Source organism: Streptomyces flaveolus (assembly GCF_014648815.1).
Classification (GTDB): Bacteria; Actinomycetota; Actinomycetes; order Streptomycetales; family Streptomycetaceae; genus Streptomyces; species Streptomyces flaveolus.
Genome location: NZ_BMRV01000001.1, coordinates 254,511 through 277,242 on the forward strand (window position 1 = coordinate 254,511; position 22,732 = coordinate 277,242).

Annotated in this window: 22 protein-coding genes; 6 read left to right on the forward strand and 16 right to left on the reverse strand. The window is 72.6% G+C overall.

Annotation, left to right across the window (positions count from 1 at the left end):
• Positions 1-430 precede the first annotated feature (430 nt).
• Complete coding sequence (locus IEZ05_RS01130; RefSeq protein WP_189228029.1) at positions 431-2,527, forward strand: bifunctional glycosyltransferase 87/phosphatase PAP2 family protein; 2,097 nt, start codon at positions 431-433, stop codon at positions 2,525-2,527.
• Here the strand turns inward: IEZ05_RS01130 and IEZ05_RS01135 are convergent.
• The 3 genes from IEZ05_RS01135 to IEZ05_RS01145 all read right to left on the reverse strand — a co-directional run bounded on the left by IEZ05_RS01135 (position 2,481) and on the right by IEZ05_RS01145 (position 5,229).
• Positions 2,481-4,118 carry a hypothetical protein gene (locus IEZ05_RS01135; protein WP_189228030.1) on the reverse strand — a complete coding sequence of 546 codons (1,638 nt, stop codon included), beginning with the start codon at positions 4,116-4,118 and terminating at the stop codon, positions 2,481-2,483. The two genes, IEZ05_RS01130 and IEZ05_RS01135, sit on opposite strands and share 47 nt — an antisense overlap.
• Before the next feature lie 99 nt (positions 4,119-4,217).
• Positions 4,218-4,421, reverse strand: a complete 204-nt coding sequence (locus IEZ05_RS01140) for a DUF397 domain-containing protein (RefSeq protein ID WP_189228031.1) — start codon at positions 4,419-4,421, stop codon at positions 4,218-4,220.
• The gene (locus IEZ05_RS01145) at positions 4,381-5,229 is read right to left on the reverse strand and encodes a helix-turn-helix domain-containing protein (RefSeq protein WP_189228032.1); all 849 of its coding nucleotides are present in this window, start codon (positions 5,227-5,229) and stop codon (positions 4,381-4,383) included. The genes IEZ05_RS01140 and IEZ05_RS01145 overlap by 41 nt, the downstream gene beginning before the upstream one ends.
• Before the next feature lie 92 nt (positions 5,230-5,321).
• Between IEZ05_RS01145 and IEZ05_RS01150 the strand changes: the two genes are divergently transcribed.
• Positions 5,322-5,777 (forward strand): ATP-binding protein, encoded by a 456-nt coding sequence (locus tag IEZ05_RS01150; RefSeq protein ID WP_229869547.1) that lies wholly within the window; start codon positions 5,322-5,324, stop codon positions 5,775-5,777.
• On the opposite strand, the gene IEZ05_RS01155 is transcribed toward IEZ05_RS01150, so the two are convergent.
• The 3 genes from IEZ05_RS01155 to IEZ05_RS01165 form a co-directional block, all read right to left on the reverse strand.
• Positions 5,778-6,914 carry a hypothetical protein gene (locus tag IEZ05_RS01155; RefSeq protein WP_229869548.1) on the reverse strand — a complete coding sequence of 379 codons (1,137 nt, stop codon included), beginning with the start codon at positions 6,912-6,914 and terminating at the stop codon, positions 5,778-5,780.
• Positions 6,915-7,014: 100 nt separating this feature from the next.
• Positions 7,015-7,740 carry an isochorismatase family protein gene (locus tag IEZ05_RS01160; protein WP_189228033.1) on the reverse strand — a complete coding sequence of 242 codons (726 nt, stop codon included), beginning with the start codon at positions 7,738-7,740 and terminating at the stop codon, positions 7,015-7,017.
• The gene (locus tag IEZ05_RS01165) at positions 7,740-8,330 is read right to left on the reverse strand and encodes a cysteine hydrolase family protein (protein ID WP_189228034.1); all 591 of its coding nucleotides are present in this window, start codon (positions 8,328-8,330) and stop codon (positions 7,740-7,742) included. Before IEZ05_RS01165 ends, IEZ05_RS01160 begins: the two co-directional genes overlap by 1 nt.
• Positions 8,331-8,477: 147 nt before the next feature.
• On the opposite strand from IEZ05_RS01165, the gene IEZ05_RS01170 reads away from it, so the two are divergent.
• A complete protein-coding gene (locus IEZ05_RS01170) occupies positions 8,478-9,479 on the forward strand; it encodes a GlxA family transcriptional regulator (RefSeq protein ID WP_189228035.1) in 1,002 nt (333 codons plus the stop codon).
• Positions 9,480-9,565: 86 nt separating this feature from the next.
• On the opposite strand, the gene IEZ05_RS01175 is transcribed toward IEZ05_RS01170, so the two are convergent.
• From IEZ05_RS01175 to IEZ05_RS01205, 7 genes are all read right to left on the reverse strand, one after another.
• Positions 9,566-9,979 carry an aggregation-promoting factor C-terminal-like domain-containing protein gene (locus IEZ05_RS01175; protein ID WP_189228036.1) on the reverse strand — a complete coding sequence of 138 codons (414 nt, stop codon included), beginning with the start codon at positions 9,977-9,979 and terminating at the stop codon, positions 9,566-9,568.
• A gap of 299 nt (positions 9,980-10,278) precedes the next feature.
• Positions 10,279-11,103 (reverse strand): ECF transporter S component, encoded by an 825-nt coding sequence (locus tag IEZ05_RS01180; RefSeq protein WP_189228037.1) that lies wholly within the window; start codon positions 11,101-11,103, stop codon positions 10,279-10,281.
• Positions 11,100-12,776, reverse strand: coding sequence for an ABC transporter ATP-binding protein (locus IEZ05_RS01185; protein WP_189228038.1), 1,677 nt, complete (start codon positions 12,774-12,776; stop codon positions 11,100-11,102). The genes IEZ05_RS01180 and IEZ05_RS01185 overlap by 4 nt, the downstream gene beginning before the upstream one ends.
• Positions 12,773-13,951, reverse strand: a complete 1,179-nt coding sequence (locus tag IEZ05_RS01190) for an energy-coupling factor transporter transmembrane component T (RefSeq protein WP_189228039.1) — start codon at positions 13,949-13,951, stop codon at positions 12,773-12,775. Before IEZ05_RS01190 ends, IEZ05_RS01185 begins: the two co-directional genes overlap by 4 nt.
• Positions 13,952-14,066: 115 nt before the next feature.
• On the reverse strand, positions 14,067-14,720 hold the full coding sequence (locus IEZ05_RS01195) for an SCO2322 family protein (protein ID WP_189228040.1): 654 nt from the start codon (positions 14,718-14,720) through the stop codon (positions 14,067-14,069).
• Complete coding sequence (locus IEZ05_RS01200; protein ID WP_189228041.1) at positions 14,717-15,970, reverse strand: prenyltransferase/squalene oxidase repeat-containing protein; 1,254 nt, start codon at positions 15,968-15,970, stop codon at positions 14,717-14,719. Before IEZ05_RS01200 ends, IEZ05_RS01195 begins: the two co-directional genes overlap by 4 nt.
• Before the next feature lie 267 nt (positions 15,971-16,237).
• Positions 16,238-16,903: a TetR family transcriptional regulator gene (locus IEZ05_RS01205; RefSeq protein ID WP_373298711.1), complete on the reverse strand. Its 666-nt coding sequence runs from the start codon at positions 16,901-16,903 to the stop codon at positions 16,238-16,240.
• A gap of 192 nt (positions 16,904-17,095) precedes the next feature.
• Between IEZ05_RS01205 and IEZ05_RS01210 the strand changes: the two genes are divergently transcribed.
• The 3 genes from IEZ05_RS01210 to IEZ05_RS01220 are packed head-to-tail and all read left to right on the forward strand — an operon-like array spanning position 17,096 to position 20,312.
• Positions 17,096-18,517: a glycosyltransferase family 4 protein gene (locus IEZ05_RS01210; RefSeq protein WP_189228043.1), complete on the forward strand. Its 1,422-nt coding sequence runs from the start codon at positions 17,096-17,098 to the stop codon at positions 18,515-18,517.
• Positions 18,511-19,245 carry a class I SAM-dependent methyltransferase gene (locus IEZ05_RS01215; RefSeq protein ID WP_189228044.1) on the forward strand — a complete coding sequence of 245 codons (735 nt, stop codon included), beginning with the start codon at positions 18,511-18,513 and terminating at the stop codon, positions 19,243-19,245. Before IEZ05_RS01210 ends, IEZ05_RS01215 begins: the two co-directional genes overlap by 7 nt.
• Positions 19,242-20,312, forward strand: coding sequence for a prenyltransferase/squalene oxidase repeat-containing protein (locus tag IEZ05_RS01220; protein WP_189228045.1), 1,071 nt, complete (start codon positions 19,242-19,244; stop codon positions 20,310-20,312). The genes IEZ05_RS01215 and IEZ05_RS01220 overlap by 4 nt, the downstream gene beginning before the upstream one ends.
• Positions 20,313-20,328: 16 nt before the next feature.
• Here IEZ05_RS01220 and IEZ05_RS01225 read toward each other — a convergent pair whose 3' ends face one another.
• The 3 genes from IEZ05_RS01225 to IEZ05_RS01235 all read right to left on the reverse strand — a co-directional run bounded on the left by IEZ05_RS01225 (position 20,329) and on the right by IEZ05_RS01235 (position 22,728).
• Positions 20,329-20,616, reverse strand: a complete 288-nt coding sequence (locus IEZ05_RS01225; RefSeq protein WP_189228046.1) for a hypothetical protein — start codon at positions 20,614-20,616, stop codon at positions 20,329-20,331.
• A 97-nt stretch (positions 20,617-20,713) separates the two neighbouring features.
• The gene (locus IEZ05_RS01230) at positions 20,714-21,568 is read right to left on the reverse strand and encodes a DUF5336 domain-containing protein (RefSeq protein ID WP_189228047.1); all 855 of its coding nucleotides are present in this window, start codon (positions 21,566-21,568) and stop codon (positions 20,714-20,716) included.
• A 158-nt stretch (positions 21,569-21,726) separates the two neighbouring features.
• Positions 21,727-22,728 carry an N-acetylmuramoyl-L-alanine amidase gene (locus IEZ05_RS01235; protein ID WP_189228048.1) on the reverse strand — a complete coding sequence of 334 codons (1,002 nt, stop codon included), beginning with the start codon at positions 22,726-22,728 and terminating at the stop codon, positions 21,727-21,729.
• Between the last annotated feature and the right edge of the window lie 4 nt (positions 22,729-22,732).

A 22,732-nucleotide genomic window follows, 5' to 3' on the forward strand; every position in this document is an offset into this window, starting at 1 on the left:
CCCGCACGGCGGCACTGTCGCCGGGCCGGAAGGGACCCGCGGCAACGCGCCACAGGCCGAAAAGCGACCATAGGCGGTGGTGTGCCGCTTACGCCCGGTAAGCTGTTCGTTGCTCACTGCATCAATATGACGTGCACGCAGGGACGTCTCTTCGGTACGGAGCGCGTCCTGAGCCCCTGACCTGTGATCCTTCTCGCTCCGACCGGAGTGGGGAGGGGCCCCGGGACGGTGGCGAGAGGCACCCCGAGCACGACCGGACTATCGTCATGCGGACAAAAGGCGGCCACAAGGCAGGCCGATGGCGGTGGCGGTCAGGCGGAACGGGGGTTGCCTGCGTCTCCCCCAGGGGGCGGTGCGAGCCTCATAGGGTTCGCAAGGACAGCACCGCGCACACGGGCGCGCGGACGAGCGGGGCGGGAGGCCGCGGGGCGTGGCGAATGCGGAGCACAGTGGGCGACCGGCGGAGGCTTTCGGAGCACCGGCCGTCGCAGCGACCAGAGCACGGCTGCGCGCGGCGCGGCTGGGACTGTGGCTGGTCGCCGCCATCCTCGCCGTACGCCAGCTGGCCGCGGTCCTCGGCACCCCGCGCGGGGAACGGCTGACGGACCTGGAGACCTGGGTCGGGGAGCACGGGGTCCTGCACGTGGAGGGCTCGCTGTACGACTCCACGCAGTTCACCGGCACCCCCTTCGTCGGCCTCGTCCTCAAACCCTTCACCCGCGCCGCCGAGCAGGCCCTCGGCTGGGGCTGGACCTTCGGCTCGCTGCTGCTGGTCGTGGCCCTCGGCCTGGTCGCCGCCCGCGCCCTGCCCAAGCCGGTGGGCCGCCGTACGGCGCTGCTGGCGGCGCCCGTCGCCGTGAGCCTGCTGATGCTCTCGCTGCCCGTGCGCAACGCATTGTGGCTCGGGCAGACCAGCATCCTCCCCGTCCTGCTCGTCCTGCTGGGCTGCTTCGCCGTCCGCGGTGTGCACGGCGAACGCGTCGGCGGCGCGCTGATCGGTGTCGCCGCCGCCTTCCAGCCGACCGTGCTCCTGTTCGTGCCCCTGCTGTGGTTCACCGACCGCAGACGGGCCGCCGTCTCCACGGCCGTCGGCTTCGCCGCCTGCACGGCGATCGCCTGGGCGGCGATGGCGCAGGACTCCTACACCTACTGGGTGCACCACCTGGCGGGCGTGGGTCTCGGCGGTGCGGCCGACGACCTCGCCAACCAGTCCCTGCACGGCGCCCTGCTGCGGCTCGGTCTCTCCGGCCCCCTGGAGATCGCCCTCTTCCTCGTCCTCGGCGCGGCCGTCGCGGTCCTCGCCCTGCGCCGCGCCGTGCGCTACGCCCGCGACGGTCAGCTCCTGCTCGCCGTCGCCGTCACCGGCTGCGCGGCGGTCGCCGTGTCGCCGACCACCTGGCAGCACCAGCTGCTGTGGGTGCTGCTCGCGGTCGTCGGCCGGGTGGGCAAGCGCGCCTCCGACCGGTACGTGTGGCCGGTCGCCGTCGTCCTGGTGATGACGCTGCCCGCGAAGATGATGCTGCCGAACATGGCGGCCCTGTTCCCGCTGCGGGACAACGTCGTGCTGCTCGCGGCGCTGGCCGCGGCCGTCGCCGTGCCGTTCCTGCCCCGCACCTCGCCGTACTACGACTCCCCGGTCCCGACGAGCTACGCGGCGCCGGTCCCCACCCGCTTCCAGCACATCCCCCTGCTGCCCTTCCTGCGCCGGGTCCTCACCCGCCCCAACCTCCTGCTGGAGCTTCTCCTCATCCGGGTCACCTACGCCGCCTATTCCAAGGTCCGGCTCGCGGCGACCGGCGGAAGCAACTCGGCCGGCCGGGAGCGGGCGGAGGAGCACGGCCACCAGATCCTCGACCTGGAACGTTTCCTGCACCTCGACATCGAGCACGCGATCAACCACGCCGTGGTGAAGGTCGGCTGGCTGCGGGACTTCTTCGACTTCTACTACACGTCGTTCCACTTCTTCGTCCCGCTGACCGTGCTCGGCGTCCTGTACTGGCGCCGCCCGGTGGACTACCGCTGGGCCCGCGCCTCCCTCGGCTTCGCCACCCTGCTGGCCCTGGTCGGCTTCTGGCTGTACCCGCTGGCCCCGCCGCGGCTGATGCCGGGCCTCGGGATCATCGACACGGTGCACGGCGTGCAGGACTTCTCCAAGCCCGACTACGGCACGCTGACGGCCCTCACCAACCAGTACGCGGCGATGCCGTCGCTGCACTTCGGCTGGTCGCTGTGGTGCGGCCTGGCGATCGCGATCATCGCCCCGAAGATGTGGATGAAGGCCCTCGGCCTGCTGCACCCGCTCTTCACGGTCTCGGCGATCGTGGCGACCGGCAACCACTGGGTGCTGGACGCGGTGGGCGGCGCGCTCGTGGTGGGCGGGGGCTTCGGGCTGACGTACCTGTTCCAGGGCCCCCGGGCCCGGACGGTGACGGCCGCGGCGCAGGCGCCGGTCACTCCCTCCCGTCCGGCGGCCGACGAGGTCAGCAGCGGTCCGGCGCCGTCGGCGAAGGAAGGTACGCCGAGCTGATCCGGTACTCGCCCGCCGCCGGGACGGTCAGCCGCGTGAACTCGCCGTCCCGGGACAGGCACCCGCCGTCGGCCCGCAGCCACGGCGACCAGGCGACCCGTACGGTGACCGGGCCCGGCCGCTCCGCGCGCAGCACCAGGTCGACGCCGCTGGTCGTCACGACGGTGCCGGGCGCGGACACGAGCGGTACGGCGTCCCGGACCCGGTAGACCCGCCAGTGCTCGTCCTGCCAGACCGGCTCCAGCCACCCAGGCCGCAGCTCCGGGTCCCGCACGAGCGCCGCCTCGGCCTCGGCCGGGCCGTCCGGCCTGCCGAGCGGCAGGACGACGAAGCCGACGGCCCAGCGATCCAGCCAGGCCCGGTAGGTGGCCGCGGAGAAGCTGCCGTCGTAGAAGAGGCGGCCGCGCTCCACGTCGAGCTGCCGGTTCCAGCCGCGGGCCATGTTGATGTGCGGGGCGAGCCGGGCGGCCTCGCGGTGGTTGCGGGCCGGCACCACCTCGACCCGCGTGCGGTCGGCGCCGAGCCCGTCCAGCGCCCGCACGAGCCCGCCCGTCTCGGCGGCCCAGGCGGGCACCGCGGTCGACACCCGCAGATCGTCCACGGTCTTCTTCCCCACCCACCCGACGGAGTAGACGAGCGCGACGACCAGGAGAGCGCTCGTGACGCGTCGCCGCCGGGGCGCGGTGATCAGGGCGGCGAGCAGCGCGGCGGGCGCGAACAGTTCGACGAAACGCTCGACGTTCGTCCCGACGGGCGAGGCGATGAGGTACGTCAGCACCGTCCCGACCGCGTACACGGCCCCGCTCCACCGCGCCACCCGCCAGGCGCGCGGCGCCAGCACGGTGACGGCCAGCCCGAGCGCGACGGGCGGCCAGATCCGGTCCGCCGGCATCGGCTGCTCCCCGGTGAAGGGGAAGAACAGCGTGGTCAGCCCGACGACGGCGGCGGGGGGTATGAGCAGGACCAGGGCCCGACCCCAGTCCCGTACCAGCAGGAAGCCGGCCCCGACCACGGCCAGGAACAGCCCGGCCACCGGGGACGCCATGGTGGCGAGCGCGGCGTAGGCGGCGGCGAGGGCGAGCCGCCGCTCACGGACCAGGGGCACGCAGGCGGCCAGCCCGAAGGCGACGCCCAGGGCGAAGGTGGTCCGCCCCGAGGCGACGTTGCACCACAGCGCGAGCGAGGCCAGCAGCGCGGGCCACAGCGGCCGGCGCACCCCCGCCCGCCTGATCAGCACGGCCGCCAGCCAGGTGGCGGTCAGCCCGGACGCCACGGTGACCGTGCGCACACCGAGTGCGGCCATCAAGTACGGGGATATCAGGCTGTAGTTGGCGGTGTGCATTCCGCCGTACCAGAACAGTCCGTACGCCGATCCGCCGTGCCGCGCCGCGAAGTCCGCCCACGCTTGCTGGGCGGCGAGGTCACCGCCGCCGGTGGCGAGGAAAGCCCACCACAGCCCGTACAGGGGCAGGGTGGGCAGCGTGGCGAGCAGCGGGACGCGATGCCGGTGCCAGAAGGCACGCGGCGCGTCGTCCGGGCGTCTGTCCGACCGCTGGTCGGGCCGGGAGACGGTGAGATCGGCAGGGACCACGGTCGGGGTTTCCGTTCGGCTTCGTCAGGGGTGCCCGGTGTGGACACACGTGCGAAGACGATAAATCGAACAGAAACGTTGACCTGACCCAGGTCCGGGTCATCCGTCCGTTGCGGAGGCCCAGTCGAGGAAGGTGGCGAAGGCGGCGGGGGCGAGGGCCAGGACGGGACCTGCCGGGTCCTTGGAGTCGCGGACGGCTACGGAGGAGGGCAGTTCGGCGACTTCGACGCAGTTCCCGCCCTGGTCGCTGCTGTAGCTGGACTTACGCCAGTGGATCCCCGTCAGAGTCGGTTTGCTCCCCATAGCGTCCTTCCATCAAGCGCCGGATCAGCTCCGCCGATTCCCTGAGGGAGAGCGCGGATGCCTGGAGATGATCGTATCGGAGTGAGCAGTTTTTGACGGTGTCCGGGTTGGCCGTCGGATGCCCACTTCCGTATCCCTCGGTGTAGACAATGGCTGGGTCGCTCGCGAAGCGGTAGAGGTCGAATGAGCCTGTGAGCCCCGCATGTGCTCCCGCCGAGAACGGCAGTACCTGGATGTTGACCCGCGGGCTGCTCTCGAAGGCCAACAGGTGGGCCAGTTGCTCCCGCATGACGCATCGACCGCCGATCTCCTGGCGCAGCGCGGCCTCGCTGAGCACGGCCCAGAAGACCGGCGGCTCCTCCTTTTCGAAGATGGCCTGGCGGGCGATCCGGACGGCGGTGCGGTCGTCGAGGTTGCTCCGGTCCAGCGCGCCCAGAACGGCACGCGCGTACGCCTTGGTCTGCAGGAGACCGTGGACCATGTGCGTCTCGAACGAGTAGATCTCGGTGGCCCTCGCCTGCAACTCGGCCACTTGTTGGAACCAGGCCGGTTGCTGGCTGCGCATCACCAGCGTCACCAGCCGGGACAGTAACCCGCCCGTCCCCAGTGCCGCGTCCACCCGTTCGCTGAACTCCGGCGTCGGCAGCTTCCGCGCGGTCTCGATCTGGCCGACCAGGGAGCCCGTGTAGTTCACGATGTCGCCGAGCTGCCGTTGGGTCAGGCCGGCTGCCTCGCGGTAGCGGCGCAATTCGAAGCCGTAGTAGTCGAGCGGTGAGGCACCCGGGTCGAGGATGTTGACGTGGGGCACGCAGAGGCCCCTCTCGCGCAACTCGGCCCACTGCGGGACCGGTTGTATTCGTCCGGTAGCCCACGGTAGTCGTCCGACGTCAGGCTCGTGCCGTGAACGACTACTTTCCCCCGACCCTCATGGGTCACTGCCCGGACCAGTACACGATGCGCTTCACCGCCGGCGCGCACTCGGCCCGGCACGTCCGGCGGATCGTCCGCTCCTACCTGACCGAGTGGGATCTCGCCGGACTGACCGACGCGGTGGAACTGGGCGTGACGGAGCTGCTGGCCAACGTCGTACGCCATGTCCCGGACCGCCGCTGCACGCTGCTGTTGCTGCGGCGGGCGGACGGGGCCGGCGTCCGGGTGGAGGTGACGGACGGCAGTCCGCGGCGTCCGCGCCTGGCCGACGAGGTGCCCGACGACGCCGAGGGCGGGCGCGGGCTGGTGCTGCTGGACGCGGTGGCCGACAAGTGGGGCGTGGGGCCGGGTCCGGGGCGGGGCAAGACTGTGTGGTTCGAGTGTGAGGGGGCATCCCCCGCTCGCGGAGCGGGGGATGCCCGGTGATCACACCGAGGCGGTGTGACCGGTGATCGGGCAGGTGCCTGCCGCTGCCGTCGCGGTGAAGCCGGCGGTTCTGGCGACGGGCGCCGTGCCGCCGATCTGCTGGAGGATCTCGTCGGAGAGGAGGTCCTCCTTGCCCTTGAGGGCGTCGGCGACCTTGAGGTCGGTGTTGAAGACCATCTCGGCGGCGACGTTGTCCTGGACGATGCGGGCCAGGTTGTCCAGGGCCACGGCGATCGGGTCCGACGGGGTCTCCACGGTCGGCAGGTCGATCAGGTGGGTGTCCACCTTCGCCTGGTTCATGGTGCGGCGGATGATGATGGACGCCTGGTTCAGCTCGGCCGTGGTCCAGATGGAGAGCACCGTGACGTAGAGGTTGCTCCACGCCGCTTCGCCGATGAGGGTGCGCCACCGCTTCATGAGGCCCTCGATGCCGGTGATCTGCGCGGTGGCGGCGAAGGTCATGTTGACGCGGATGGACGGGTAGACCGTGGCGGCGAACCGGTTGAACGACACCATGTCGAACGCCTGGGCCTTGACGGACGCGTCGATGAACTTGACGGCCTCGCTGAGGATCTTGTCGCAGGAGTTCTCGAGGTCCAGGGGGAGGTTCGCGGTGCCGAGCTTGGTGTACGCCGTCTGGAGCGTGGTCCGGAAGGCGTTCAGCGGGGTGATCCAGCCCTTGTCGCCCGGTGCCCTGGTGACGACCATGTCGAGGTCGTGCGGGTCGATGCGGTCCGCGTTGGGGATGTTGGGGACCTGGTCGCTGAGGTAGGAGGCGAGGATCGAGAAGAGGCCCAGGGGAACGTGGGCGATCGACTTGGCCAGTTCGAAGTACTCCGGAACCGGGTCGACGGTCTCGACCTGTTGGCCGTTGTTGATGAGGGTGAAGCGTCCGCCGACCGCGTTGTTCGAGACGACGACGACCGGGCTGAGCTGAGTGGTCAGTTCGCTCTTGAGCGTCGCGTAGTTGGCGCGCATCCTCGCGTTGACGGCGCGTATCGCGTCGCGTGCGGCCTTCTCGTCGGTCGCGGTGGTGCCTGTGGTGGCCGCCGAGGCGGTGGAGGCGGTCTGGCCCGTGAGTAACGTCGCCGCCCCGACGGCCGACGCGGTGCCCAGAAATCCTCTACGTGTTGCCATGCCCCGTTTTCCTGCTTTCTTGGGTGAGTGAAAGTGCCTTGTGGCGTGGGGGGGGAACAGCGTGGGGGGAGTTCAGGGTGGGGGGAGGTGGGGGGAAGTCTCAGGCCAGGGACTTCTGCGACGGGACCACGACTCCGTAGAGATCCTGGACCGTGGCGAGAGCGGCCTCGTGGACCTGCTGCGCGGGAATGCCGTTCGGGTTGCCCTTCAGGGGCAGCGGCCGGGTCGCGGAGGCGTCGGCCACCACGGTCGGCTTGTTGCCGTTGAGGAAGGCACCCTGGGTGGTGAACAGCGTGCACATGTTGGTCATGAAGCCCGCGATGATGACGTTCTCGCGGCCGGCCTTCTTCACCTGCGCGGCGAGATCGGTGCCGTGGAAGCCGTTCGGGACGCTCTTCTCGACGACGGGCTCACCCTTGGCCGGCTTGAGCGCCGGGATGATCTGGCCCGCCTTCGACTTCAGGTCGTAGCCCTTGTCGACGATGTGGATGACCGGCGTGCCCGCCGCACGGGCCCGCTTCAGGAGAGCCGCGGCGTTGTCCACCGCCGGCTTCCAGCCGTCCAGCTCCATCACACCCTCGGTGTAGGTGTTCTGGTAGTCGACGAGGATGAGCGTCGCGTCGGAGAGCGTGGCCGGGGTCTCGTCCAGGCCGTTGAGCTTGCGCAGCGTCGTGGTGTCCTTCGCGACGTTCGCCGCCGCGGTGGTGGCGGAGGCCGACGGCTCGCCCTGGGGGGAGGCGGCCTCGGACTCGCCGCCGCACGCGGTGGCGGTGACGGCGAGGAGCGCGGCGGCGCCGAGCGCGACGGCCGGGCGGAGCAGCTTCATCAGGCGATCTCCTTCTGCGACGGAACGACGACCCCGTACAGGTCGGCGATGGTGGCGAGGGCGCCGTAGTGCACCTGGCGGGCGTCCACCTCGGTGCCCGCGACGGGCAGGGCACGGGTGGCGCTGGCGTCGGCCACCACGGTGGGGCGGTTGCCGCGCAGGAAGGCACCCTGGGCGGTGAAGGCCACGCACATGTGCGTCATGAAGCCGGCGATGACGACGTCGCTGTTGCCGGCCGCGTCGACGTGCTGGTCGAGGTCCGTGCCGACGAAGGCGTTCGGCACCTTCTTGACGACGACGGGCTCGCCGTCCACCGGCGCGACGCTCGGGTGGATCTGCCCGATCTCGGCCCGGATGTCGTACGGCGTGCCCTCGCCGCCGTCGTTGACGACGTGGATGACCTTCGTGCCTGCCTCGCGGGCCCGGGCCAGCAGCTCGGCCGCGGCGTCGAGCGCCTCCCGCCAGCCGTCCAGTTCCATGACGCCGGTCGTGTAGGTGTTCTGGTAGTCGACGAGGATCAGCGTGGACTCGGCGAGCTTCGCCGGGGTCTCGTCGAAGCCGTTGAGCTCGCGCAGCGTCGTTCTGGGCATGGGGGAACCACCTGAATTCGCCTGTAGGGGGAGGCAGTTCACCGGTGCGGTGACCTGCGCCTATGACGCTATTGCCACCGGCCCGTGTCGGCAATGTCATCTAACATGCAGATACCGACATGGCAGTTGCCGAGCGTGGGGGGTTCCATGAGCATCGTCGGACGACTGATCGTCATCGTCCTCTTCCAGGACGTCGACCTGCTCGACGTCACCGGACCACCGGAGGTGTTCTCCCTCGCGCGCCGCGAGACGGACGAGGCGGCGGGCTACGACGTCGTCCTCGCCGCGGAGACCATGGACCCGGTCACCACCGGTGCCGGGGTCCGGGTCCTGCCCGACACCACCTTCGACGCACTGGCCACGAAGAGCATCGACACCCTGATCGTGCCCGGCGCCGTCCAGGTGGACGACGACCGCCGCGTGCACCCGCTCACCGACCCCGCCGTGGTGGAACGGGTGCGGCAACTCGCCGGCCACACCCGGCGGGTCACCTCCGTCTGCGTCGGGGCGCACATCCTCGCCGCCGCCGGACTCCTCGACGGCAAGCGCGCCACCACCCACTGGTCGACCGCGCAGCAGCTCGCCGCCGACCATCCGGCGATCGAGGTCGACGCCGACCCGATCTTCATCCGCGAAGGCGACGTGTGGACCGGCGCGGGGATCAGCGCCTGCCTCGACCTGTCGCTCGCGCTCATCGCCGACGACCTCGGCGAGGCCGTCGCGCTGCGCGTGGCCCGGCAGCTCGTCATGTACCTGAAACGGCCCAGCGGGCAGAGTCAGTTCAGCGTTCCCCTGGAGCAGGTCTCCGCGACCCGGCGCATCGAGGACCTCCGCCACCACATCATGCGCCACATCGCCGAACCCCTCACGGTCGCGGACCTCGCCGCGTGCGCCCACGTCAGCGACCGGCAGCTCACCCGGATCTTCAAGAACGAACTCGGTACGACCCCGCACGCCTACATCGAGTCCGCCCGCGTCGAGGTGGCACGCCACCAGCTCGAATCCACCGACGCCACCCTGGAACGGGTCGCCTCCGCCTGCGGATTCGGCACCGTCGACACCCTGGTCAGGGCCTTCCGCCGCCGGCTCGACACGACTCCGACCGAGTACCGGCGCCGGTTCCGGACGGGGGCGGCGCAGGTGCGCTGACGCCGGTCCGCCGGCCCGTCCGGACGCACGAAGGCGGCGGCCCCGGGGATCGGGGGGCCGCCGCCTTCGGTCTGTGGGGGCCGGTGTCAGTACCAGCCGTTGGCCTGCCAGAAGCTCCAGGCGTCGCAGGCGCCGCCGTAGCGGTCCTTCATGTAGTCCAGGCCCCACTTGATCTGCGTGGCCGGGTTGGTCTTCCAGTCGGAGCCGGCCGAGGCCATCTTCGAGCCCGGCAGGGCCTGCACCAGGCCGTAGGCGCCGCTGGAGGCGTTGGTGGCGTTGACGTTCCAGTCGCTCTCGTGGTCGACGATCTTCGAGAAGCACTGGTACTCGGCCGAGTCACCGATCATCTTCTTCGCGGTCGCCTGCGCCGAGGAGGCCGGCGTCGCGGCCTGGGCGGGCGCGGCGGCGATCAGCGTGCCGCAGGTGGCCGCGGCCAGGGCGGCACCCGCGAGGGCCTTCTTCGGGCTGGCGACGGTGCGGAGGAGGGAGGCGGCGGTCAACAGGGTGCCTTTCTTCGGGGACAGGGGCGTCGGCGCAGCCCGGCCGCGTGGTGCGCGGCGGGGGCATGCGTCGGCGCCGCGACCCGTGAGGGCGTCGGCGCCTGGCGACCGCTCCAGAGAAACAGGCGGGGAGCGCGTCCGCAATCACCCCTTTTACTAGTGGTGGTCGCACAGGAGAAGAAGGTCCTCCGTGTGACCTGGGCCGCAAAGCGCAGGTCAGACGGGGTGGGAGAGCGCGTCCGGTGGCACGGTCCGGCTACTAACCCGCCTAGGAGAGGACCAAGGGCCTGTGGGGTGCTTCACCTCGGCGGCGCGTCGAACGTGACCGGCGTCTCGAAGGCCGCCCTGCGGGTGGCACGGCGCAGCGCCTTCAGGACGGGCGTGCCGAGCGCGAGGGTGAGCACGACCGTCATCGCGGCGCGGCCTCCGTCCCAGCCGAGGGACGTGGCCAGGCAGTAGGCGACGAAACGGGCCAGGTTGTCGGGGACCGACGCGTCCGGGTCGAAGGCGATGTTCGAGGCGAGCGTGTTCATGAACGTCCAGCCCGCCAGGTTCATCACCGTGCCGTAGGCGAACGCGGCCAGGAACCCGTACCCGGCGAGCAGCAGCAGCTCCGCCCGGCCGCGCAGCCGGTCGGGGAAGGGCAGCAGGCCCGCACCCATCGTGAACCAGCCCATCGACAGCATCTGGAACGGCATCCACGGCCCCACCCCGCCCGTGAGCAGCGCGGACGCGAACATCGTGACCGAGCCGAGGACGAAGCCGAAGCCCGGGCCGAGGACCCGGCCGCTGAGGACCATCAGGAAGAACATCGGTTCCAGACCGGCCGTCCCGGCGCCGATGGGGCGCAGTGCCGCGCCCGCCGCCGCCAGCACGCCGAGCATCGCCACGGCCTTGGGGCCGAGGCCCGACTCCGAGATCGTCGCCGCCACCACCGCCACCAGCAGCACCAGCACGCCCGCGAACAGCCACGGGGCGTCCTGGGCGTGGGCGTTCACCGAGGCGTCCGGCGGGGCGAGGAAGGGCCACCCGAAGCCCGCCACGCCCACCGCGCTGACCAGGACCAGGGCGGCGACGGACCGGGGGCCCAGGCGGACGGCGCGGGCCTGGCGCGTGTCGCTCATGCCAGGGCCTCCCGCACCTGCGTCACCGTCAGCCACTTCTGCGGCGCCAGGACCTTCGCGACCTGCGGCGCGAAGGACGGGGACGCCACCACCACGTCCGCCGCCGGGCCGTCGGCGATCACCTCGCCCTCGGCGAGCAGGACCACCCGGTCGGCCAGCTCGGCGGCCAGCTCCACGTCGTGCGTGGCCAGCACGATCGCGTGCCCCTCGGCCGCCAGGGAGCGCAGGATGCCGGCCAGCCGGGCCTTCGCCGCGTAGTCCAGGCCGCGCGTCGGCTCGTCCAGCAGCAGCAGCGGCGGGCGGGCCGTCAGCACGACGGACAGGGCCAGCGTCAGCCGCTGGCCCTCCGAGAGGTCGCGGGGGTGGGTGTCGTCGGTGACGCCGGGGAGCAGCTCCGTCAGCAGGGCGCGGCAGGTGCCGGGCGCCGCCTCCGCGTCCCGGTCGGCGGCCGCGCACTCGGCGGCGACCGTGTCGGCGTACAGCAGGTCGCGCGGCTCCTGCGGGACCAGACCGACACGGCGTACCAGCTCGCGCGGGGGCGTGCGGTGCGGTACGGCGTCGCCGGTGCGGACCGAACCGGCGGACGGTTCGACGAGGCCGACGAGCGCCGACAGGAGGGTGGACTTACCGGCGCCGTTGCGGCCCATGAGGGCGACCGTTTCGCCGGGGGAGACGGTGAGGTCGACGTCGCGCAGTGCCTGGACACGGTCGCGCCGGACGGCGAGGGAACGGACCTCGGCGGCGTACGGGGAGGGGACGGCGTCCGGGGTCTTCCGGCGGCGGCGCAGGAAGGAGGCGGGCGCGGGCCGGGGCGCCGGGAGCGCGGAGCCCGAGGGCGCGCGCTCCGGAGGCCGCCGGCCGGCCAGCCGTTCCCGCAGCGGGGCCGCGCGGCGGCGGGCGTCCCGGACCGTCAGCGGCAGCGGGGACCAGCCCGCCAGCCGGCCCAGGTCCACCACCGGCGGGTACACCGGGGACACCGCCATCACCTCCGCCGGGGAACCGATGACCGGTGCCGCGCCCGGGGACGGGAGCAGGACGACCTGGTCGGCGTACTGGACGACGCGTTCCAGGCGGTGCTCCGCCATCAGGACCGTCGTGCCGAGGTCGTGGACCAGGCGCTGGAGCACCGCCAGGACCTCTTCGGCGGCGGCCGGGTCCAGGGCGGAGGTCGGCTCGTCCAGGACCAGGACGTCGGGGTGCGGGGTGAGGACCGAGCCGATGGCGACGCGCTGCCGCTGGCCGCCGGAGAGCGTGGCGATGGGGCGGGCGCGCAGGTCGGACAGGCCCAGCAGGTCGAGGGTCTCCTCGACGCGGCGGCGCATCACGTCCGGGGCGAGGCCCAGCGACTCCATGCCGTAGGCCAGCTCGTCCTCGACGGTGTCCGTCACGAAGTGGGACAGCGGGTCCTGGCCGACCGTGCCCACGACGTCGGCGAGTTCGCGCGGCTTGTGGGTGCGGGTGTCGCGGCCGGCCACGGTGACCCGGCCGCTCAGGGTGCCGCCGGTGAAGTGCGGCACGAGGCCGGAGACCGCGCCGAGCACGGTCGACTTGCCGACGCCGGACGGGCCGGCCAGCAGCACGAGTTCACCCTCGGGGACCTCGAAGTCCACGCCCCGGGCGGTGGGTTCGGCCACTCCGTCGTACGTCACGGAGACATCCTCGAAGCGGATCACGACGGCTCCTTGGCGGATACGGGGGCGGGGGCGGATACGGGCTCGGGGGCGGGGGTGACGAACGCCGGGAGCAGGCCGAGGAGCACGGCCGCGGCCGGCCACAGCGGGAGCGACGGCGCGACCAGCGGGACCACGCCCGGGTGCAGCGCCGCCGGGTCGCGGGACGCGGCGACGAACATCAGGGCCGCGACGGCCACACCGGAAGCGGTGACCAGCCAGGCGCGGGCGTCCCAGCGGTCGGGGCGGTAGCGGGTGCGCGGGGACCGGCGGCCACCGAGCCACAGCCCCGCGAGCGCGGCGGCGAGTCCGGCGAGGAGCACGGGGATGCCGTACGTGCCGCCGGCGGCGGTCAGCACGCCGTACGTCCCCGCGCAGACGCCGAGCAGGCCGCCGAGGGTGAGGGCGGCGGTGGTACGGCGTACGGCGGCGGGGACCTCGGCGGTACGGCCGTAGCCGCGGGCGTCCATCGCGGCGGCGAGGGCGACGGAGCGCTCCAGGGCGCCCTCCAGTACCGGCAGTCCGACCTGGAGCAGGCCGCGTACGCCCTTGTCGGGGCGGCCTCTGAGGCGGCGGGCGGCGCGGAGGCGGTGGACGTCGGCGATGAGGTTCGGGGCGAAGGTGAGGGCGACGACGACGGCCACGCCCATCTCGTACAGGGCGCCGGGGAGGGACTTGAGGAGGCGGGAGGGGTTGGCGAGGGCGTTCGCGGCGCCGACGCAGATGAGGAGGGCGGCGAGCTTCATCGCGTCGTACAGGGCGAAGGCGAGGCCCTCGGCGGTGACGCGGCCGCCGAGGCGGATGCCCTGCGCCCAGTGGGGGAGGGGGACTTCGGGGAGGGTGACGAGGGTGTGGGTGCCGGGGATGGGGGAGCCGAGGATCGTGGTGAAGGCGAGGCGGATGAGGAGGACGGCGAGGGCGAGTTTGACGAAGGCGCCGTAGGAGCGGGACCAGGGGGCGTGGGGGCGGCGGGCGGTGACGACGTAGGCGGAGACGGCGACGAGGAGGGCGAGGAGGAGGGGGTTGGTGGTGCGGGTGGCGGCGGTGCCGAGGGCCAGCGCCCAGAGCCACCAGGCGCCGGGGTGGAGCCCGGACGCCGGACGCGTGGTGGCCGTGCGCTGGTGCGGGCGGGGGGCGGGGGCGCTTGCCCGCGCTGACAGGGTGCCGCCTGCGCCCACCCTCCCCCACTCTCGGCTTCGCCCGAGCGGGGGGACCCCCATCGCCCCAGCGGCACGACTGCCCGCAGGCTGGGGCGACTCACGGCTGCCATCCCAGCCCGCGGGCTCCGCTGCTTCAGGAGTTGGCATTCCTGCGCCGCCTCGACTGCCAGGTTGCCGCTGCGGCCAGGGCTGCGACGATGGCCATGCCGGTGACCAGGCCGGTCGACGGGCCGCCGTCGTCGTCCTGTGCGGGCTTCTCCGCCGGGGCCGCGCTCGTCGTCGGGTCCTGCCGCGTCACCTGCTCCCCGCACCCCGTCCTCGGGTAGCCCGCGATGGCGCACAGCAGGGCGTTGGTGTCGTAGCGGAGGGGGCCGGCGACCGCGGCCAGGGCGTCGGCCGTCGTCGCGTCGGGGGCGACGCGGGCACAGGCCGTACGGCCGGCGGGCGGGGTCTCACCGGACGGGGCGTCGGACGCCGTGCCGAAGTCCAGGACCAGCGCCACCCGCTTCTTGCCGTCCTCCGCGGGCGTCCTCGCGCAGATCGTCGCGAAGTCCGCCGCGCCGCGCGGCTGGGCCGCGTCGCCGGAGTCCTCGCTCACCGAGAAGCGGAAGCCCTGGACGTCGCCGTCCGAGGGGCGGGCCATGGAGGGGCCCTGGGTGGCGTACGTCCAGTGGTCGCCGTCACGGTCCCAGAACGACCAGTAGCGGTAGCCGGCGGCCTGCGCCGGGCCCGCGCCCGCGACGATCACGAGCGCGGCCAGCAGCAGAAGGGCGAAGCGGCGTATCACGGCTGCTGCTTCCGGTTGCGACCGCTGATGAAGATGCCGATGCCGATGCCGAAGACGAGGCAGACGCCGACGAACCACCAGACGCCGAACGGGGAGTCGTCCTTCTCGTCCTTCGCCCCGTCGTCCTGCTTCCCGTCCGCGCCGGTGGCCCGGTCGGTCGCCTGCATGCCCTGCGGGGCCGGTCCCGTGGCGTTGAGCCGCTCGACCAGGTCGGTGCCGCCGAAGGCGCGGGGGTCGGTGCCCGTGGCGTGGGCGGCGAAGATCAGCTGGGCGTAGGCGGCGGGACCGCTCTGCTCGGCCCAGGCCGCGGAGTTCTTCTCCAGCCAGGCCAGCGGCTTGGCGGCGCTGCCGGCCCCGCCCTGTGCGGCGAGCGCGACGACGGCGTCGGCGGTGTTGCCGTAGTCGGGCTGGGCGGCGGCGCCGGAGAGGGCGGACGTCAGGTGGCCGTCCTTGGCGACCGCCCGGGCGAGGTGGGCGGCGCCGTTCGCGGCGGCCTGCTCGCGGGTGGGCTCGTCCGCTCCGGCGCAGCCGGCGTCGCCGCCCGCCGCCTTGCCGGGCTCGGCGACCAGGCCCTTGCCGAGCGCGCCGAGGACACCGGCGGCGGTCGCGTCGTCGTTCGCGAGGAGCTTGCCGTCCTTGTCGGGCTGGAAGGCGAAGGCGCCCGCGCCCTTGCTCTCCGAGCAGGGCAGGGCGAACGTCAGCAGGGCGTCGTAGGGCGACTTGCCGTCCTTCGCGACGTCCTCCGGATCGGTGCCGGTGGCGGTCAGGGCGCCGATGACCACGGAGGTGGAGTTGGCGTCGCTGGGGCCGCCGGGGGTGTAGCCCCAGCCGCCGTCCTTGTTCTGCACGGACTTCAGCCAGCCGAGGGCGTCCTCGACGACGTCGCCGTGTCCGCCGACGGCCCACAGTGCCTGGACGGCGGCGGCCGTGCTGTTGGTGTCGACCATGGTCTTGGCGTCGCAGGGCTTGCCGGTGTCGGCCCGGTAGGGCGCGAAGGCGCCGTTGTCGCACTGCTGCCCGGTGAGCCAGTTCACGGCCTTCGTGGACGGGATCACGCCCGCGGTGTCCTGGGCGAGCAGGGCGAGCGACTGGCGCCAGACGCCGTCGTACTGGGGGTCGGTGGTGCCGTACAGCCCGTCGGGCGTGGAGGCGGAGGCGGACGGTGACGGGTCGGCGGCGACCGCGGGCGCGGCGGCGCCGAGCACGGCTATGGCGGCGAGAGCCGCGGCGCTGCGACGGCGGACGTTCATGATCGGCGGGTGCCTTTCCCTGTGCGGGACCGGACAGCACGGGGCACCCCCGGCGGCTCGGCCCCGTATGCCTCGACGGTGCCCGTGCACGGCGGGCGCCGGGCACGTGAGCCGGTCACAGTCCCGCCCCGGGGCGATCCGGCTCACCGCCCGGAACGGACGGCTCACGGTTGCGGGTCAGCGCCGGAATTGCACCGGCTTCCCCCCGTACGGGTGTGATACGACGCCGCCACTTTACCCGCCCGTAAGAAGGGCGGGGCGGGGTGCCTAGCCCCGCTCCCCGGGCGTCCCCGCCGCCGTCAGGTCGATCAGGCGGCAGACCGTGTCGATGTCCACCTTCACCTGGGCGAGGGACGCGCGGCCCGAGAGCCAGGTGATCAGGGTGGAGTGCCAGGTGTGTTCGACGACGCGGACCGCGGAGAGCTGTTCCGGGGTCGGGTGGGCCGGCCCGCCCATCGCGTCCAGGATGATCGCCGTGGTCTGGCGGGAGACCTGGTCGACCTCCGGGGAGACGCTGCGGTCGGCGAAGGTGAGGGCGCGGGCCATCGCCTCGGCCAGGTGCGGCTCGCGCTGCAGGGCGCCGAAGGCCCGCATCAGGGTCTGCGCCACCCGCTCGGCCGCCGTCCCGCCGGTCGGCGGCTGCTTGCGCAGCGTCGCGTGCAGGTGCTCCAGCTGGTCCTGCATGGTCGCGACCAGCAGATGGACCTTGGACGGGAAGTAGCGGTACAGCGTGCCGAGGGCGACCTGCGAGGACTCCGCGACCTCGCGCATCTGCACCGCGTCGAAACCGCCCCGGCCGGCCAGCCGGGCGCTCGCCTGGAGGATGCGGCGACGGCGCGCCGCCTGCCGTTCCGTCAGGGGCGGGGAGGAGGGCGCGGGGCGGCGCACGGGCTCGGCCGCCGTCCCCGTTGCCGGGTTGTCCACCTTGGTCACCTTCTTCCCCTCGCCCGGTCCGGTGGGGGTCCCGTCGTGGCTGCCGTCGTGGCGTGAATCACCTGATCCACTCGTCACAGCGCCCCTACCTGCCGGTAGATTCGGAGCCTCTGACGATCAAGTCTGAAACTTGTTCTAGATTAACGTCCCGGCATAGTGTCGCGGGACGAAGCAGGGAGAGAGGGGCCCGGAGTGACCGCTGAGGCCAGTCAGGCGGGTCCCCGTCAGGAGCTTGCCGCCGGTGGGGGTCCCTCCCGCTCGAGCGGAGCCGAGAGTGGGGGATTGCGCCCGCTCCGCATCGCACTCCTCACCTACAAGGGAAACCCGTTCTGCGGCGGCCAGGGCGTCTACGTCCGCCACCTGTCGCGCGAACTGGCCCGCCTCGGCCACCGGGTCGAGGTCATAGGCGCCCAGCCCTACCCCGTGCTCGACGAGGGATACGACGACCGGCTGTCCCTCACCGAGCTGCCGAGCCTCGACCTCTACCGCCAGCCGGACCCCTTCCGCACCCCGAAGCGCGGCGAGTACCGCGACTGGGTCGACGCCCTCGAGGTCGCCACCATGTGGACCGGCGGCTTCCCCGAACCGCTGACGTTCTCGCTGCGCGCCCGCCGCCATCTGCGCGCCCGCCGCGGCGACTTCGACGTCGTCCACGACAACCAGACCCTCGGGTACGGCTTGTTGGGCGACGTCGGCGCCCCGCTCGTCACCACCATCCACCACCCCATCACCGTGGACCGGCAGCTCGAACTGGACGCCGCCGACGGCCGCAAGCGCCGCTACGCCGTGCGCCGCTGGTACGCCTTCACCCGCATGCAGAAGCGCGTCGCGCGCCGCCTGCCCTCCGTGCTCACCGTCTCCGGCACCTCCCGCCAGGAGATCGTCGACCACCTCGGCGTACGGGACGACCGCATCCACGTCGTCCACATCGGCGCCGACACCGACCTGTTCTCGCCCGACCCGTCGGTGCCGCAGGTGCCCGGCCGGATCGTGACCACGTCCAGCGCGGACGTGCCGCTCAAGGGCCTGGTCTTCCTCGTCGAGGCGCTGGCGAAGGTCCGCACCGAGCAGCCCGACGCCCATCTCGTCGTGGTCGGCAAGCGGCCCGCCGAGGGGCCCGTCGCCCAGGCGATCGAGCGGTACGGCCTCGACGGCGCCGTCGAGTTCGTCAAGGGCATCTCCGACGCCGAACTCGTCGACCTCGTCCGCTCGGCGCAGGTCGCCTGCGTGCCGTCCCTGTACGAGGGGTTCTCGCTGCCCGCCGCCGAGGCCATGGCGACCGGCACCGCGCTGCTCGCCACGACCGGCGGGGCCGTCCCGGAGGTCGCCGGACGCGACGGGGAGACCTGCCTCGCCGTGCCGCCGGGCGACGCGGGCGCGCTGGCCGCCGGGCTGAACCGGCTGCTCGGCGACCCGGAGCTGCGGGCCCGGCTCGGCGCGGCCGGACGCGAACGTGTGCTGCGGCACTTCACCTGGGCCCGCGCCGCCGAGGGCACGGTCGCCCGCTACCGCGAGGCCATCGGCCCCACCTCCACGACCACCCCGATGGTCGTGCCCGCGACCCCGACACCCAGTGACACCCGCGTCTATCCCGAAAGCAGGGCCACGTGCTGACCGTCGACTTCTCCCGGTTCCCGCTCGCCCCCGGCGACCGCGTCCTGGACCTCGGCTGCGGCGCCGGCCGGCACGCGTTCGAGTGTTACCGGCGCGGCGCCCAGGTCGTGGCGCTGGACCAGAACGGCGAGGAGATCCGCGAGGTCGCCAAGTGGTTCGCCGCGATGAAGGAGGCCGGTGAGGCACCGGCCGGTGCCACCGCCACCGCCATGGAGGGCGACGCGCTGGCCCTGCCCTTCCCGGACGAGTCCTTCGACGTCGTCATCATCTCCGAGGTGATGGAGCACATCCCCGACGACAAGGGCGTCCTCGCCGAGATGGTCCGCGTCCTCAAGCCCGGCGGGCGCATCGCCATCACCGTGCCCCGCTACGGCCCCGAGAAGGTGTGCTGGACGCTGTCCGACGCCTACCACGAGGTCGAGGGCGGCCACATCCGCATCTACAAGGCCGACGAGCTCCTCGCGCGCATCCGCGAGGCGGGCCTCAAGCCGTACGGCACCCACCACGCGCACGCGCTGCACTCGCCCTACTGGTGGCTGAAGTGCGCCTTCGGCGTCGACAACGACAAGGCGCTGCCCGTGCGGGCGTACCACAAGCTGCTGGTCTGGGACATCATGAAGAAGCCGCTGGCGACGAGGGTCGCCGAGCAGGCGCTCAACCCGCTGATCGGCAAGAGCTTCGTGGCCTACGCGACCAAGCCGCACCTCCCGCCGGTGGACGCCACGTGACCACGCCCCGCACGGAACACCTCGTCCTGCCCGGCGTCCTCACCGACGAGCAGGCCGCCGCCACCGTCCGCGGCATCCTCGCCGTGCAGCGCGAGGACGGCGCCATCCCCTGGTTCCGCGGACACCACCTCGACCCCTGGGACCACGTCGAGGCGGCGATGGCCCTGGACGCGGCCGGCGAACACGACGCCGCCGATCGGGCGTACACGTGGCTGGCCCGGCACCAGAACCAGGACGGCTCCTGGTACGCCGCCTACGCCGACGGCGACTTCGCCGACGTCACCGACCGCGGCCGGGAGACCAACTTCGTCGCCTACGTCTCGGTGGGCGTCTGGCACCACTACCTCGCCACCGGCGACGACACGTTCCTGGACCGGATGTGGCCGGTCGTCGTCGCCGCGACCGAGTTCGTCCTGCGGCTCCAGCAGCCCGGCGGGCAGATCGGCTGGCGGCGCGACGACGACGGCACCCCGACGAAGGACGCGCTGCTCACCGGCAGCTCCTCCATCCACCACGCGCTGCGCTGCGCCCTCGCCATCGCCGAGCAGCGTGAAGAGCCGCAGCCCGACTGGGAGTTGGCGGTCGGTGCGCTGCGGCACGCCATCCGGCGCCACCCGGAGCGGTTCCTGGACAAGGGCCGCTACTCGATGGACTGGTACTACCCGGTGCTCGGCGGCGCGCTGACCGGCACCGAGGCCAGGTCACGCATCGAGGAGAGCTGGGACCGCTTCGTCGTCCCGGACCTCGGCGTGCGCTGCGTCGTCCCCAACCCGTGGGTGACCGGCGGCGAGTCCGCCGAACTCGCCCTCGCGCTGTGGGCGGTGGGCGAGTCCGACCGCGCCCTGGAGATACTCCAGTCCATCCAGCACCTGCGGGACGCGGACAGCGGCCTGTACTGGACGGGGTACGTCTTCGACGACCAGGTCGTCTGGCCGCGCGAACTGACCACCTGGACGGCCGGTTCCCTGCTGCTCGCCGTCGCCGCGCTCGGCGGCCACGAGGCGACCTGCCAGGTCTTCTCGGGCGACCGGCTGCCCAGGGGCCTCGACCCGGACTGCTGCGTCTGAGCGGCGCCCGGGCGGGTCAGCGGTGGCCGAGCCGGTTGGCGATGGCGTGGCCGACGAAGAGGTAGACCACGGCGGCGAGGCCGTACCCGGCGACGACGCGCGCCCAGGCCTCGTCGAACGTGAAGAGGTCCCGTGACCAGCCGGCCAGTACGTTGGCCGTGTCATGGACGAACTGCACCAGGTCGTTGGCCCGGTTGGCGTCCAACAGGTACATCAGAATCCACAGGCCGAGGATGAGGGCCATGACGTCCGCGACGACCGCGATGGCCCGCCCCGCGGAACTGGAACCGTGGTATCTAGACATGCCTTGCGTATGGCCCCGGAAGGCGGGCGGAAACCTGTGCGAACGGCCCTCCGCCCGGAACTGCGTCCGGACAGAGGGCCGTTGAGGGCTCGGGGTGTCAGCCGCGCTGGATGCCCGAGGTGTCCTGGAGGACGCCGCGACGGCCGTCCTGCGTCTGGGCGACCAGGTTCGCGCCGCGCTGCTCGACGGCCAGGTACCAGGTGCCCGGCGCCAGTTCGGCGATCGGCGTCGGCGAGCCGTCCTCCGCGAACAGCGGACGCGGCACCGGCACGGCGAACCAGAACGGCGAGAAGTCCCCGGCCGGCTGGGCCTGCGCCTGCTGCGGCTGCGGGGCCTGCGGCTGCGGCTGACCCGGCTGCGGCTGACCGCCGAACGACGGCTGACCGGGCTGACCCGGCTGCGCACCGTACGGCTGCTGCGGCGCACCCGCGCCCGGGTAGCCGTAACCCCCCTGCGGCTGGGCGCCGTAGGGCTGCGGCGCGGCCGGACGGGGCGCCGGGACGAGCGCGCCCTTGAGGGCGGGGACGAGGGGGGTGGCCAGGGCGGCGGCGGCCATGACCAGCGTCGCGATGAGGGCGAGGATCAGGCCCATGCCCGCGTCCGGACCGTCGGAGGAGCTACCGAAGTTGTCAGTGCCGCCGGCCGGGTCGAAGACGTTGCCCAGCGCGCTCCATGCGGCGAAAATCGCGAAGGCGGCACCGAACTGCCCGAGGTCGAGCCCGGCGACCTTCTTGGGCTGCGGTAGCCCCCGGGAGACCACGACGAGGGCGGCGCCGATGATGCCTGCGAGGACGACCCCCATCAGGACCGGGCCGCTTTCCCACAAGTTGGGCATTTCTACGCTGTCGGGCACGCCGTCGATCGAGTAGAGGTCGAGGAACGACGCGATGAACAGCAACACCGCTGCTCCGATCACCACGCCGTCGCCTCGAGTGAGGGAGCGGATATTCACTTCAGGTCCTTCGTAGGTCGTCTCGTCGTCGGTAGAGGCGTCGCTGTCACCATGTCGCCGTCCGGCCCTGATGGGAAGCGCGGGGGTGACCCCTCATCGTACGGATGACACTATCGTCCGCACGCCGGGCCTGTCCGCAGGGATCTGTGCGGCGATCGCTACCCGCGCAGGAAACTCACGATTCCCTCAGACATCCCTTGCGCCGCTTTCTGCCGCCAGGCACCGCTGGTCAGGAGTGCCGCGTCCTCGCTGTCGCGCATGTTGCCGCACTCGATGAACACCTTGGGAACCGTTGACAGATTGAGACCGCCCAGGTCCGTGCGCGTGACCAGACCGGTGCCGCCGCCGAGGTAGTTGGCGGGCGCGCTGCCCGTCACCCGGACGAAGTTGCCCGCGATGCGCTGGCCGAGTTCCGCGGAGGGCGCGACGATGGCGCGAGTGTCGGCGGCACCGTCGTGCACCGCGCCCGGCAGGATGACGTGGAAGCCGCGGTTGCCGGCGCCCGCGCCGTCGGCGTGGATGGAGATCGCGGCGTCCGCACGCGCCTCGTTGCCGATCCGGGCCCGCTCGTCCACGCAGGGCCCGTAGGGACGGTCGTCGTCCTGCGTCAGCTTCACCGTGGCGCCCTGCTCCTCCAGGAGCGTGCGCAGCCGGTGCGCCACGTCGAGGGTGAACTTCGCCTCCGGCCAGCCCGCGTTGGTGGACGTGCCCGTCGTGTCGCACTCCTTCCAGTTCGTGCCGATGTCCACCTTGCGGTTGATCTCGGACGCGTGCTGGAAGTTGCTCGGGTTGTGCCCGGGGTCGATGACGACGACCTTGCCCTTCAGCGGCCCGGTTCCGGCGGCGGGCGCGGAGGTCTGCGGACGCCGGGACGGGGACGCGGAGGGCTTGTCGTCCGCGGACGAAGAGGAGGTACCGGTGGGCGTCTTGGCGTCCTGGGTGGGGGAGGCGGGGCCGCTGGAGGACGGCGACGACGACGCCGACGCACCGGCCGCCCGGTCCGTGCCGTCGCCCCCGTCGCCCGGCCCGCCGACCGCGGCGTACACCCCCCACCCGAGCAGCGCACCGAGGACGAGCGCGGCGATCGCCACGGTCAGCGGGCGACGCAGGGGGGAACGGCGGGGCTGGGGTGGATCGAAGTCCGGGCCTGTGTACGACACGTCA

What these genes read in the sequence shown, in the direction of transcription:
- IEZ05_RS01140 (WP_189228031.1), bottom strand. Translation starts at nt 4,421, where the DNA reads ATGGGGAGCAAACCGACTCTGACGGGGATCCACTGGCGTAAGTCCAGC.
- IEZ05_RS01155 (WP_229869548.1), bottom strand. Translation starts at nt 6,914, where the DNA reads ATGGCAACACGTAGAGGATTTCTGGGCACCGCGTCGGCCGTCGGGGCG.
- IEZ05_RS01160 (WP_189228033.1), bottom strand. Translation starts at nt 7,740, where the DNA reads ATGAAGCTGCTCCGCCCGGCCGTCGCGCTCGGCGCCGCCGCGCTCCTC.
- IEZ05_RS01165 (WP_189228034.1), bottom strand. Translation starts at nt 8,330, where the DNA reads ATGCCCAGAACGACGCTGCGCGAGCTCAACGGCTTCGACGAGACCCCG.
- IEZ05_RS01170 (WP_189228035.1), top strand. Translation starts at nt 8,478, where the DNA reads ATGAGCATCGTCGGACGACTGATCGTCATCGTCCTCTTCCAGGACGTC.
- IEZ05_RS01180 (WP_189228037.1), bottom strand. Translation starts at nt 11,103, where the DNA reads ATGAGCGACACGCGCCAGGCCCGCGCCGTCCGCCTGGGCCCCCGGTCC.
- IEZ05_RS01200 (WP_189228041.1), bottom strand. Translation starts at nt 15,970, where the DNA reads ATGAACGTCCGCCGTCGCAGCGCCGCGGCTCTCGCCGCCATAGCCGTG.
- IEZ05_RS01225 (WP_189228046.1), bottom strand. Translation starts at nt 20,616, where the DNA reads ATGTCTAGATACCACGGTTCCAGTTCCGCGGGGCGGGCCATCGCGGTC.